This window comes from Actinokineospora sp. UTMC 2448, from assembly GCF_024760565.1.
In the GTDB taxonomy this organism is placed as follows: Bacteria; Actinomycetota; Actinomycetes; order Mycobacteriales; family Pseudonocardiaceae; genus Actinokineospora; species Actinokineospora fastidiosa.
This window is the reverse complement of record NZ_CP031087.1, coordinates 3,134,415-3,146,391: the sequence shown is the minus strand read 5'-3', so window position 1 is coordinate 3,146,391 and position 11,977 is coordinate 3,134,415. Positions and strand designations below refer to the sequence as shown.

Sequence of the window (11,977 nt, the reverse complement as noted above, 5' to 3'; positions counted from 1 at the left end):
GGTGCTCACTTCTTCCGTAGGGCTTGGTCGAGGAAACGGCCGCCGCGGCCTGCCAGCCCGGCGAGACCGCGGGGGGCGACGTACATGATCAGGATGATCACGACGCCGAACACGACGCCGGGGGCCGCCTGGTTGACGTCCTGGGCCAGCGTCGGGACGAACAGCACGAACGCGCCGCCGAGCAGCGGGCCGAAGGTCGAGCCCAGCCCGCCGACGACGATCCCGGCGAGCAGCAGGATGGACAGGTTGACGGTGAAGGAGTCCGGCGAGACGAAGGCGATCACCCAGGTGTTCACCGCGCCTGCGGCGCCCGCGAGCATGGCGCTCCACGCGAACGCGAGCGTCTTGTACCGGGCCAGCCGCACGCCCATGACCTCGGCGGCGGTCTCGTTGTCCCGCACGGCGTGCAGGGCACGGCCCACCCGGGAGCGCAGCAGGGACCACACGGCGAGTCCCGCCGCGGTGGCCACGGCCAGCGCGAGGAAGTACAGCCACTGGTCCTCGGCCAGCCCCGTCCACGACGGCGGCTCCGGCCGCGACAGGGTCAGGCCCATCGATCCGCCGGTGACCGACTCGAACCGCTTGAGCAGCGGCACCAGGAAGATCGCGATGGTCATCGTGACCAGCGCCAGGTACAGCCCGCGCAGCCGCAGCGCCGGGACGCCGAGGCCGAACCCGAGCGCGAACGTCACCGCCATGGCGGCGGGCAGCGTCAGCACGTGCGGGGTGTCCCAGCGGTCGAGCATGACCGCCGCGGTGTAGGCGCCGATGGCGAAGAAGCCGCCGTGCCCGAGCGAGATCTGCCCGGCGTGCCCGACCAGCAGGTTCAGCCCGAGCAGCGCCACTGCGTACACCAGCACCATCGTCAGCTGGAAGACCCGGAACGGCTCCAGTTGGAACGGCGCGACGCAGGCCGCGACGGCGACCAGGGCGACGGCCAGCCTGCGGAGCGCCGTGGCGCTGGGAACGGCCAGCCCGGCCGTGCGGGGGATGTCGACGTCGCTCATGCCCGCTCCACCGCCGCGCGTCCGAAGAGGCCCTGCGGGCGGAACAGCAGGACCCCGATGATGACGGCCAGCGGCACCCCGATCTTCAGGTCGGAGCCGATCACGCCGACGTACGCCCCGGCGAGGGTCTCGGCGATGCCGACGACCAGCCCGCCGACCACCGCGCCCACCGGGCTGTCGAACCCGCCCAGCGTGGCCGCGGCGAAGGCGTAGATCAGGACCCCGCCCATCATGGTGGGCTCGAGGAACAGCACCGGCGCGACGAGCACGCCGGACACGGCGCCGACCAGGGCGGCCAGGCCCCAGCCCAGCGCGAGCACGCCGCTCACCCGGATGCCGAGCAGCCGCGCGGACGCCGGGTTGCTCGCCACCGCGCGCATCGCCAGCCCGATCTTGGTGTAGCGGAACAGGATGTAGAGCAGCCCCATGACGACCGCGACCACGCCGAGGACGCCGAGGGTCGAGTAGCTGAGGTGGACCCCGCCCGCGTCGAGCGCGCCGCTGGGGAACGGGCTGGGGAAGTCCTTGATCAGGAACGACCAGATCCAGCCCGCCACCGCGTTGACCAGGATGAACAGCCCGAGGGTGACGATCACCAGCGCCAGCTCGGGCGCGCCCTCGACCGGCCGGATGACGACGCGCTCGATGAGCATGCCGCCGCCGAACGCGATCGCCAGCGTGGCCCCGAGCGCGAGCCAGAACGGCACGCCCGCCTGGACCAGCTGCCAGGCGATGAACGTGGCGAACATGGCCATCTCGCCCTGGGCGAAGTTCACGATGCCGGTGAACCGGTAGATGAGCACCAGGGCCAGCGCGAGGCTGGCGTAGATCGCGCCCGCGCCGAGGCCCTCGACCAGTTGTTGGATGAAGTCGGCCACGGCTATCCCTCGATCCCGAGGTAGGCCCTGGCCACCTGCGCGTCGGCGCGGATGTCGGCGGCGGCGCCGGAGAGCACGACGCGCCCGGTCTCCAGGACGTGCGCCCGGTGGGCGAACTCCAGGGTGAGGTGCGCGTTCTGCTCGACGAGGATCACGGTGGTGCGCTCCCGTTCGTTGACGGCGCGGACGATCTGGAACAGCTCGCGGGTGACCAGCGGGGCCAGGCCGAGCGACGGCTCGTCGAGCAGGATCAGCCGAGGGCGCGACATCAGCGCCCGCCCGATGGCGACCATCTGCTGCTCGCCGCCGCTGAGGCTGCCCGCCGCCTGCGCCCGCCGCTCCCGCAGGACGGGGAAGTAGTCGTAGACGCGCTCGATGTCCTCGGCGACGGCGGCGCGGTCGCGGCGGGTGTACGCGCCGAGGCGCAGGTTCTCCGCCACGCTCAGCGGCGCGAAGGTGCCGCGCCCCTCGGGGACGTGGGCCACGCCCATCCGCGCCACCGACTCCGGCCTGCGCCGAGGCAGCGCGACGCCGTCGAGCCGCAGGACGCCCTCGGTGCGGATCATCCCGCACAGCGCGCGGAGCAGGGTGGTCTTGCCCGCGCCGTTGGGTCCGAGGACCGCGCAGATCTCCCCCTCGGCGACGTCGAACCCGATGCCGTGCAGGACCTTCCCGGCGCCGTACCCGGCGTGGAGGTCCTCGACGGTGAGGAAGGCGTGCGCGCTCATGCCGCCGCTCCCAGGTAGGCGTCCCGGACGGCCTGGTCGTTCTGCACCTCGGCAGGCGTGCCGTCGGCGATCTTGCGGCCGAACTCCAGGCACACCACGCGGTCGCAGATCCCCATGACGAATCCCATGTGGTGCTCCACGACGATGACGGTCAGCTCCCGCTCCTCGCGCAACGCGCGCAGCAGCGCGGCGAACTCGTCGACCTCGCCGTGGCTGAGGCCGTTGCACGGCTCGTCGAGCAGCAGCAGCCGGGGCCGCGCGGCCAGCGCGCGGGCCAGCTCGATCCGCTTGAGCGTGCCGAACGGCAGCCCGGCGGCCGGGTGGTCGGCGACGGCGGCGAGGTCGAGCCGGTCGAGCAGGGCGTCGGCCTCGGCGCGCAGCGCCGCCTCCTCCCTGCGCACGGACGGCAACCGCAGCGCCGCCGACAGGAAGCCCGCCTTGGCGTGGCGGTGCGCGCCGACGAGCACGTTGTCGCGCACCGACAGCTCCGGGAACAGGCCCAGGTTCTGGAAGGTCCGCGCGATGCCCATCCCCACGATGGCGTGCGGGGCGACGGCGAGCAGGTCGGCCCCGTCCCAGCGGACGGTCCCCTCGTCGGCCTGGTAGCGGCGGGTCAGGCAGTTGAACAGCGTGGTCTTGCCAGCGCCGTTGGGCCCGATGAGCCCGACCATGTCGCCCGGGCGCACGGTGAACCCGACGTGGTCGAGCGCGGTGATGCCGCCGAACCGCACGGTGAGGCCGGATACCTCTAGCATGTGTTCTCCAGCGGGGGACTCATCTCGGAACTCCTTCGATCGGTCACGCGGGTCAGCCAGCCGATGAGGTCGGCGGTGATCTCCGCGCTGTTGGTCTCGTAGAGCAGTTGGTGGCGGGCCGCCCGGTAGGTGCGGTAGGTGATGTCGACCAGGCCCGCCGCGCGGTACCGGCGGACGAGCAGGTCGCTCAGCGCCAGCCCGTCGTTGAGCGGGTCGCGGTCGCCCACCACCACGTAGAGCGGCAGCCCCGGCGGCACGCCCCGGGGTCGGGCGAGCCGGGGCGCGGCGGCGTGCATGTCGCGCAGCCCCGCGCCGTCGAGCGGGAACGCGCAGCGCGGGTCGGCCAGGAACGCGTCGACGAAGGCGTCGTCGCGGCTGAGCCAGTCGTAGCGGGTGCGCGTGGGCTGGAAGCGCGCGTTGTAGTAGTCGAGCCGGTCGGGCTCGCGGGCGAGCCGGTCGAGCAGCCCGTCCAGCGCGGTGGTGCCCGCGAGGACCGCGCCGTCCAGCAGGTGGCCGTGGTCCAGCATGAGCTGCTGCACCGCGTACGAGCCCATGCTGTGTCCCATCAGGACGAGCGGCAGGCCGGGGTGGCGCTCTCGCAGCAGCTCGGCCAACACCCGCAGGTCGTCGACCAGGCGGTTCCACCCGTCGTCGCCGAGGTGGCCCGGACCGTCCGTCATGGACAGTCCGTGGCCGCGCAGGTCGTGGGCGTAGACGGCGAGGCCGTGGCGGCTCAGGGTCGTGGCGAGACCGTCGTAGAGGTCCGCGTGCTCACCCATGCCGTGCGAGAGGTGGACTACGCCGCGAAGCTCCCCTGTGTGCGGCCATGAGCGCACGCGCAGGCGCAGCCCGTCGGCCGCGGTGAAGCCGTTCACCGGTCCCCCAGCAGCGCGTCGACCCGGTCCCGCACCTCGGGGGTGTCGAGGCCGCGCAGGGTGAGGGTGGTGCGGCGGCGCAGCACGTCCTCCGGGGTCGCCGCCCACTCGTGGTCGCGGGCGTAGACGACCTGGGCCCAGATGTCGGGCCCGTCCGGGTGGACCGGGGCGGCCAGCGCGGGGTCGGCCCGGATGAGGTCGGCGAGGTCGAGTGCGAGCGTGCCGTAGTGGGTGGCCAGGTGCGCGGCGATCCGCTGGTCCATCGGCTCGCCGCTCGACCGGTCGGCCACCAGGCGGTGGGCGACCGCGGCGGGGGCGGCGACGCCGGGCAGCGGCGTGGTCGGCAGGGTCCGCGCGCCGAGGCCGAGCCGGTCCAGCACCATCCGGCCGATGTGCCGGTAGGTGGTCCACTTGCCGCCCGCGATGGAGAGCATGCCGCCGCGGCCCTCGGTGATCACGGTCTCCCGCTTGGCGGTGGCCACCGCGCCCGGGCCGCCGGGCAGCACGCGCAGCCCGGCGAAGGCGCAGGTGACGTCGTCGCGGCGGAGTCCGCCCACCGCCTGCCCCACCTCGTCGAGGATCGTCGTGATGTCGGCGTCGGTGGCGCGCACGTCGGCGGGGTCGCCGTCGTAGGCCTCATCGGTGGTGCCGAGCAGCAGGTGGTCCTCCCAGGGTATGGCGAACGTGACGCGGTACTTGTCGACGGGCGCGGTGACCGCCGCCTGCCACGGCGCTCGCCGCTTGAGCACGACGTGCGCGCCCTTGGACAGCCGCACGGTCGGGGCGGCGGCGGGGTCCTCCAGCGCGCGGACCCGGTCGACCCACGGCCCGGTCGCGTTGAGCACCAGCCGGGCGTCGATCCCGAACTCCGTGCCGTCCACGCCGTCGCGCACCTCGGCGCCGACCACCCGGCCGTGGCTGGTGCGCAGGGCGGCGACGGCGGCGTGGTTGAGCACGACCGCCCCGGCGGCGACCGCGGCGCGGACGGTCATGATCGCCACGCGGCTGTCGTTCATCTGGTGGTCGGTGTAGACCGCGGCGGCCCGCAGGCCGTCGGCGCGCAGCGCGGGCACCTGCCGCAGCGCCTCGGTTCGGCTGATGACGCGGCCGAGTCCGTCGCCGAAGGCCGACAGGGCGGAATAGAGGAACACCCCGGCGCCGAGCTTGGCCGCGCCGTGCGGGCCGTCGCCGTAGACGGGGACGATGAACCGGCGCGGGGTCACCAGGTGCGGGGCGATCTCGGCGGCGAGGGCGCGCCGCTCCCGGTGGTTCTCCGCGACCAGGCGGATGTTGCCGGTCTGCAGGTAGCGCAGTCCACCGTGGACGAGCTTGGTCGACGCGCTGGACGTCGCGCCCGCGAAGTCCCCGGCGTCGACCAGCGCGACCCGCAGCCCGGCCTGGGCCGCCGTCCACGCCGCGGCGATGCCGACGATGCCGCCGCCGATGACCAGCAGGTCGAACGTGCCCCGCCGCAGCTCGTCGCGGGCGGCGACACGGTGTGTCGCCGTCGCTTTGCCCACCACGGCTACCTCCCCTCGATCGCGTCGTCGGCGTCGAGCCAGCCCTTGGCCAGCTCGACCGCCTTGCGGTACTTGCGGAACTTCCGGTCGCGGAACCCGCCGCCCGGTTCGGGCCGCCACCGGGTCTCCCGCGTCCCGCACGCGCGCAGCTCGTCCAGGTCCGCCCAGACCCCGGCGGCCAGCCCGGCGGCGAAGGCAGCGCCCACGGCGGTGGTCTCGGCGACCTCGGGCCGGACGACCTCGACGTCGAGCACGTCCGCGAGGGTCTGCATGAGCAGGCCGTTGGCGGTCATCCCGCCGTCGACGCGCAGCGATCCCAGCGCGAGCCCGGAGTCCAGCGCCATGGCGTCCACGACCTCGCGGGTCTGGTACGCGGTCGCCTCCAGCGCGGCGCGGGCCAGGTGCCCGCTGCCCGCGTAGCCGGTGAGGCCGATCAGCAGGCCGCGCGCGTCCGGGCTCCAGTGCGGGGCGAACAGGCCGGAGAACGCGGGCACCAGGTAGAGCCCGCCGTTGTCGGGGACCGAGCGGGCCAGGGCCTCGATCTCGCCAGCGCTGGCGATGAGGCCGAAGCGGTCCCGCAGCCACTGGGTGAGCGAGCCGGTGTTGGCGATCGCCCCCTCCAGCGCGTAGACGGGCGCCTCGCCCGCGAGCTGGAAGCCGACGGTCGTCAACAGGCCGTGCTCGGAGGGCACCGGTTCGTGGCCGGTGTTGAGCAGCAGGAACGCGCCGGTCCCGTAGGTGGACTTGGCATCGCCCTCGGCGAAGCAGGTCTGCCCGAACAGCGCGGCCTGCTGGTCGCCCAGCGCCGCGGCGATCGGGACGCCGTCGAGCACGCCGCGCGCGGTGCCGTAGACCTGGGCGGAGGGGCGGATCTCCGGCAGCAGCGAGCGCGGGATCGCCATGGCGTCGAGGATCGCGTCGTCCCAGTCCAGCGTCCGCAGGTCCATCAGCAGCGTGCGGCTGGCGTTGGTGACGTCGGTGACGTGCAGCGCGCCGCCGGTGAGGTTCCAGATGAGCCAGGTGTCGAGCGTGCCGAACAGCAGCTCGCCGCGCTCGGCGCGCTCTCGGACGCCGGGCACGTTGTCGAGCAGCCAGCGGATCTTGGGTCCGGAGAAGTAGGACGCCAGCGGCAGGCCGGTCGCCGACCGGAAGCGGTCGCGGCCGTGGTCGGCGGCCAGGTCGGCGCAGAGCGCCTCGGTCCGGGTGTCCTGCCAGACCAGCGCGTTGTGCACCGGCCGCCCGGACGCCCTGTCCCACACGACGGTGGTCTCCCGCTGGTTGGTGATCCCGACCGCCGCCAGGTCGCCGGGCGCGACGCCCGCGGCCCGCAGCGCGCCCGCCACGACCTCCTGCGTCCGCGCCCAGATCTGGGCAGCGTCGTGCTCCACCCATCCGGGCCTGGGGAAGATCTGCGTGTGCTCCCGCTGGTCGGCGCCGAGCACCCGGCCCGCGGCGTCGAACACCATGCAGCGGGTCGAGGTCGTGCCCTGGTCGACAGCCGCGACGAGGCGCTGCGCCATGTGGTCCCCCTCCTCGTTCGGACTGGTCACGGCCGAAGACAGTAGGAAAGGAAAAGGCGGGGCACTACGAAACGCGGGATAACGTTCCCGGCTGGCGTTATCACCAGCGGATAACCGATTTCGGGATCACCGACGTATGGTGATGGCCCCATTCGGGAAACGAAATCCCCGCAGCACTCCTCCCGTGGAGGTTCATCCATGCGGTTCGCCAGGACATCGGCGGCGCTGCCCGCCATCGCCCTGTTCCTCGCCGTCGCGGCCGCTCCCCCGGCCGCCGCGGCCACCGAATACCAGCGCGGCCCCGACCCCACCGAGCAGAGCGTCCTCTCCGCGACCGGCCCGTTCACCTATTCCACGGTCTCGGTCAGCGACTGGGCATCTGCCGGTTTCGGCCGGGGAACCATCTACTACCCCAACGAGACCGACCAGGGCACTTTCGGCGGGGTGGCCGTCTCCCCCGGCTACACCTCCACCGAGGCCCACATCGCCTGGCTCGGCTCCCGGCTGGCCTCGCACGGGTTCGTGGTCATCACCGTCACCACCAACAGCCTGTACGACGATCCCACCGAGCGCGGGCAGCAGTTGCTGGCGGCGCTGGACCACCTGGCCACCAAGTCCCCCACGGCGGTGCGGCAGCGTCTCGACCCCGACCGCATGGGCGTCGTCGGCCACTCGATGGGCGGCGGCGGCTCCCTCTACGCGGTCTGGGCCCGGCCGTCCCTGAAGGCCGCTGTGCCGCTGGCGCCGTACCACACGATCAAGAACTGGAGCGGGATCCGCACACCGACCATGTTCATCGGCGGCAGCGATGACACGGTGGCGACCGTGGAGCAGCACGCGGAGGTGTTCTACAACAGCCTGGTGTACGCCCGGGATCGCGCGTACGCGGAGCTGGCAGGCGCCACGCACAACTCGTCGTTCCTCTTCGAGGACCACCCCACGGTCGGCAAGTTCACCGTGGCCTGGCTCAAGCGCTTCATCGACAGCGACACCCGCTACGACCGCTTCCTCTGCCCGCCGCCGTCCGGGGCGTACCTGACCGAGTACCGGTCGTCCTGCCCGCACGCCTGACCGCCGCCGTGGGCCCTGGCCGGGTCAGGGCCCACGGCCGCGCTCTGGGCTGGACGGGTGGGTGTTGTCCCCGATCCGGTGAGCGTGCTTGTCCCGCCTGCGCTGATCATCCGAAGCTCGGTGGCATGACACCCGCCGAACTGCTCTCCACCAAGATCCAGCGTGGCTTCGACCACCTCGACGCCGACCGCGACGGCTGGCTCGACGAGGACGACCACGTGCTGATGGGCCGCCGCATCGCCGAGTCCCTCGGCCACGCGCCCGGCTCACCGGAGGAACAGCGGATCATCGACATGTATCTGCGCATCTGGCGCGAGGTGCACCTGCCGCACGTCGAGCCGGGAGCCCCCGGCATCTCCCGCGACAGCTTCGTCACCTCCACCAGCGCCCTGGCCGACGACCCCGCCGCCGCCCAGGCCACCCTCGGCGCCCTGGCCGAGGCGTTCCTGGAGATCGCCGACCTCGACGCCGACGGCACGGTGACGTTCCGCGAGTTCCTGGCCTACCAGCACGGCCACTTCCCCGGCATGACCGAGACCGCCGCCCAGACCGCTTTCACCCACCTCGACACCGACGGCGACGGCCACCTCTCCCCGGAGGAGTTCATCCGCGCCACCATCGAGTACTGGACCAGCTCCGACCCCGCCTCCCCCGGCAACTGGTGGCTCGGCGACCCCGTGGCCCAGTGACGCCGGTGATCAGCGGCGGACGCTATGCCAGCAGCGTGTGCCCGAGTGGTCTGTTCTCAGGTTCGCCGGGGAGGACGAAGTAGTAGCCGCCTCCGAAGGGGAGGGTGTAGCGCTCCAGGGCCTCCCCGGCGAGCCTGCGCTGGATGGCCTCGAAGCCGCGTTCGAGGTCCTTCTGGTAGCACAGGAAGATCTGGCCGACGTCCTCCGACGAGTGGCGATAGGTGTAGCCGCGGCGGAGGACGCGGTGGGCCTGGCTTTCCGGGGTCCGGGGGTTGGCGCGGCGGATGTGGGCGTCCAGGGCGATGCGGGCGCCGTCGGGGTCGGTGGCGTAGTCGGGGTCCGGAGTGGACTGGCCGAGCGGGAGGTCGGTGTCCTTCGTCCGGCCGAAGACGCGCTCGTGTTCCTCCGTGCTCTCGGCGTTCCAGGTGGGCATGGCCAATCGGATCAGGCGCACCACCAGGTAGGTCCCGCCCGCGCACCACGCGGGCTCGTCCCGGCCCGCCCAGACCAGGTCGTCGGCCAGGTCCGGGGCGGGGTTGCCCGCGCCCTCGCGGAAGCCGAAGAGGTTGCGCTCGTGGGCCGTCCCGCTGATCTGCCACAGCCGCCGCGTGCCGGGCAGGGACACGGCGGCCGGGTCGGGCGCGCCCACCAGCAGGTCGCCGTGGCACCACGCCGGGTCGAGCACGTCGGCGCGGAAGGCGGGCATCGGGCGCAGCAGGCGCGGCGGGGCGAGGCCGAACCGGCCGTCGAACAGGGACGCGCCCACCGAGACCACCGCGCCCGGGATCTCCCCCGCGGCCCGCAGCGCCGCCGCCAGGCCAGCCCGATCGGCCGCGGTGACGTCGAAGGCCGTGAGGGTGAGCGCGGCGGGCGGCGCCAGGACGCCGTCCTGGTGCAGCGCCCGCAGGTCCAGGGCGGCGTCCTGGTGCGGCGGGTCCAGGCCGCCCGTTCGCGTGGTCGGCGCTGGATCCGCGGTGGGCGCGCAGCTCGCGGTCAGCGCGCCCACCGCGGCGGCCAGCACCGTCCGCCGGGTGGGGCGTCCCCGCCCGGCGGACGGGTCGCTAGAGGGCAAGTGTCCACCCGACGAGCGTGCCGACGTCGAAGCCGAAGTTGTCCCGGACCACCAGCCGCCACTCGCCGTTGGCCTGCTGCGGCGCGAGCGTGAGCGGGAAGGTCTGGTCGAGGTTCGCCGCCCCGTCCGCGCCGTCGGCCGCCTTGAGCGTGTGCTCCACGCCGTCCGGTGAGACCAGTCGGACGGACAGGTCGCCGCGGTAGGTGTGCTCGACCCGGACCCGCACGGTCGGCGCCGACGAGACCTGACGCGGACAGGACGTGACGGTCAGCGTGCTGGTGACCGTCTCCATGTCCGGAATGGGCGTGCGCGTGGTGTTCTCCAACGTGCACACCACACGCGGAGGGACGGTCACGTCCACGGTCGCGGTCCGCACGAGGCCGTACGGCCCGGTCGCGGTGACGGTCGCGGTGAAGCTGGGGGCGTCGCCGGTCACGGCGATGGTGAGCGTCGCCCCCTGACCCGCGGGCACCGACGCCGGGCTCACCGACAGGCTCGCCCCCGCGGGCGCGCCGGACGCGGTGACCGCCAGGGTCTGCGGCTTGTCGACCAGGTTCGTGGTGGTGATCGGGACGGTCGTGCTGGACCCGACCTCGACCGTGACGGCGGTGGACCCCACGGCGACGCCGAAGTCGCGGTCCGGCGGCTCGAACGACCCGCCGGTGTAGAGCAGGCGGTTGGGCGAGCCCGCGCCGAGGGCGGCCGGGTCGAGGGCGTCGACGGTGGCCCTGGCGAGCAGGATGTCGGTGACCTCGGCGGGCGTGGCGTCGGGGAAGCGGGACAGCACCAGCGCCGCCGCGCCCGCGACGTGCGGGGACGCCATCGAGGTGCCGCGCAGGATGCGCGTGGCGGTGTCGGAGCCGTTGTGCGCGGACTTGATCTCCTGGCCGGGCGCGAAGATGTCCACACAGGACCCGTGGTTGGACCCGCTCTGCTCGCCGCCCCACCCCCGGGCGCGCTCGCCGCTGGAGTTGCTGGCGGCCACGGTGATGGCGCCGGGCACGCGGGCCGGGCTGTACTCGCAGGCGTCGCGCTCCCAGTTGCCCGCGGCGACCACGTAGGTGACCCCGCTGGCGATGGAGTTGGCGACGGCGGCGTCCTCCAGCTCCGATGCCCCGCCGCCGAGGCTCATGTTGGCGACCGCGGGCTTGATCGCGTTCTGCGTCACCCAGTCGACCCCGGCGATGATCTGGCTGACCGTGCCCAGGTTCTCGCAGCTCAGCACGCGCACCGACACCAGGTCGACGCGGGCGGCCAGGCCGTGCTCCGCGCCGCCGATGGTCCCGGCGACGTGCGTGCCGTGCCCCTCGGTGTTGCAGTCCTGGCCGTTCCACCCGTCGCCGATCGCGTCGAACCCGACGCTCGCCCGCCCGCCGAACTCGGCGTGCGAGGTGCGGATGCCGGTGTCGAAGACGTACGCCGTCACCCCGGCCCCGGCCTCGTCCGGGTAGTGGTAGGCGCCGTCGAGGATGGAGGTGCGCTGGTCGATCCGGTCCAGGTTCCACACCGGGTTCACCCGGGTGCCGGTGCCGTAGACCACGGCGTCGGCCTCGACCCTGGCCACCCGGGGGTCGGCGGCCAGCCGCCGCGCGTCCTTCGGGTCGGCGCTGACCACGAACCCGGTCAGCGCCCGCCGGTAGACCCGCTCGACCTGCACGCCGTAGCGCCCGGCGATGTCCTCGGCGGCGGCCTGCGCGGCCACCCCGGGCCGGGGCTTGAGCGCCACGATGTAGCGGCCCTCCACCACCTGCGCCCCGGCCGCGTGCACGACCCCTTCGGGAACCGCCTGCGCCTGTCCCGCCCCGACCACGGCCAACGCCACCGCGACTGCGCCCGCCGCCCATCTCCTGATGCCCACTATC

Annotated in this window: 11 protein-coding genes; 2 read left to right on the top strand and 9 right to left on the bottom strand. The window is 73.5% G+C overall.

Features of this window, described 5'->3' with window-relative positions:
* Window positions 1–5: 5 nt before the first annotated feature.
* Genes Actkin_RS14595 through glpK form a run of 7 tightly spaced genes read right to left on the bottom strand, consistent with a single transcriptional unit; the run spans window position 6 to window position 7,313 of the window.
* A complete protein-coding gene (locus Actkin_RS14595; protein WP_258907618.1) occupies window positions 6–1,007 on the bottom strand; it encodes a branched-chain amino acid ABC transporter permease in 1,002 nt (333 codons plus the stop codon).
* Window positions 1,004–1,885 carry a branched-chain amino acid ABC transporter permease gene (locus Actkin_RS14590; RefSeq protein ID WP_258907617.1) on the bottom strand — a complete coding sequence of 294 codons (882 nt, stop codon included), beginning with the start codon at window positions 1,883–1,885 and terminating at the stop codon, window positions 1,004–1,006. Before Actkin_RS14590 ends, Actkin_RS14595 begins: the two co-directional genes overlap by 4 nt.
* A gap of 2 nt (window positions 1,886–1,887) precedes the next feature.
* The gene (locus tag Actkin_RS14585) at window positions 1,888–2,613 is read right to left on the bottom strand and encodes an ABC transporter ATP-binding protein (RefSeq protein WP_189214138.1); all 726 of its coding nucleotides are present in this window, start codon (window positions 2,611–2,613) and stop codon (window positions 1,888–1,890) included.
* Entirely contained in the window at window positions 2,610–3,368 is a 759-nt protein-coding gene (locus Actkin_RS14580) for an ABC transporter ATP-binding protein (RefSeq protein WP_258907616.1), read from the bottom strand. Before Actkin_RS14580 ends, Actkin_RS14585 begins: the two co-directional genes overlap by 4 nt.
* Window positions 3,362–4,243 (bottom strand): alpha/beta fold hydrolase, encoded by an 882-nt coding sequence (locus tag Actkin_RS14575; RefSeq protein WP_189214136.1) that lies wholly within the window; start codon window positions 4,241–4,243, stop codon window positions 3,362–3,364. Before Actkin_RS14575 ends, Actkin_RS14580 begins: the two co-directional genes overlap by 7 nt.
* Window positions 4,240–5,766 (bottom strand): glycerol-3-phosphate dehydrogenase/oxidase, encoded by a 1,527-nt coding sequence (locus Actkin_RS14570; RefSeq protein ID WP_258907615.1) that lies wholly within the window; start codon window positions 5,764–5,766, stop codon window positions 4,240–4,242. The genes Actkin_RS14575 and Actkin_RS14570 overlap by 4 nt, the downstream gene beginning before the upstream one ends.
* 2 nt (window positions 5,767–5,768) lie before the next feature.
* Window positions 5,769–7,313 carry a glycerol kinase GlpK gene (gene glpK, locus Actkin_RS14565; RefSeq protein ID WP_396122971.1) on the bottom strand — a complete coding sequence of 515 codons (1,545 nt, stop codon included), beginning with the start codon at window positions 7,311–7,313 and terminating at the stop codon, window positions 5,769–5,771.
* A 168-nt stretch (window positions 7,314–7,481) separates the two neighbouring features.
* Here glpK and Actkin_RS14560 point away from each other — a divergent pair, with 168 nt between their 5' ends.
* Together Actkin_RS14560 and Actkin_RS14555 are read left to right on the top strand one after the other, a co-directional pair.
* Complete coding sequence (locus tag Actkin_RS14560) at window positions 7,482–8,354, top strand: alpha/beta hydrolase family protein (protein WP_189214135.1); 873 nt, start codon at window positions 7,482–7,484, stop codon at window positions 8,352–8,354.
* Window positions 8,355–8,479: 125 nt separating this feature from the next.
* On the top strand, window positions 8,480–9,043 hold the full coding sequence (locus tag Actkin_RS14555; protein WP_189214134.1) for an EF-hand domain-containing protein: 564 nt from the start codon (window positions 8,480–8,482) through the stop codon (window positions 9,041–9,043).
* A gap of 22 nt (window positions 9,044–9,065) precedes the next feature.
* Here Actkin_RS14555 and Actkin_RS14550 read toward each other — a convergent pair whose 3' ends face one another.
* Together Actkin_RS14550 and Actkin_RS14545 are read right to left on the bottom strand one after the other, a co-directional pair.
* The gene (locus Actkin_RS14550) at window positions 9,066–10,115 is read right to left on the bottom strand and encodes a Dyp-type peroxidase (protein ID WP_258907614.1); all 1,050 of its coding nucleotides are present in this window, start codon (window positions 10,113–10,115) and stop codon (window positions 9,066–9,068) included.
* Window positions 10,105–11,973, bottom strand: coding sequence for a S8 family serine peptidase (locus Actkin_RS14545; RefSeq protein ID WP_258907613.1), 1,869 nt, complete (start codon window positions 11,971–11,973; stop codon window positions 10,105–10,107). The genes Actkin_RS14550 and Actkin_RS14545 overlap by 11 nt, the downstream gene beginning before the upstream one ends.
* Window positions 11,974–11,977: the final 4 nt, after the last annotated feature.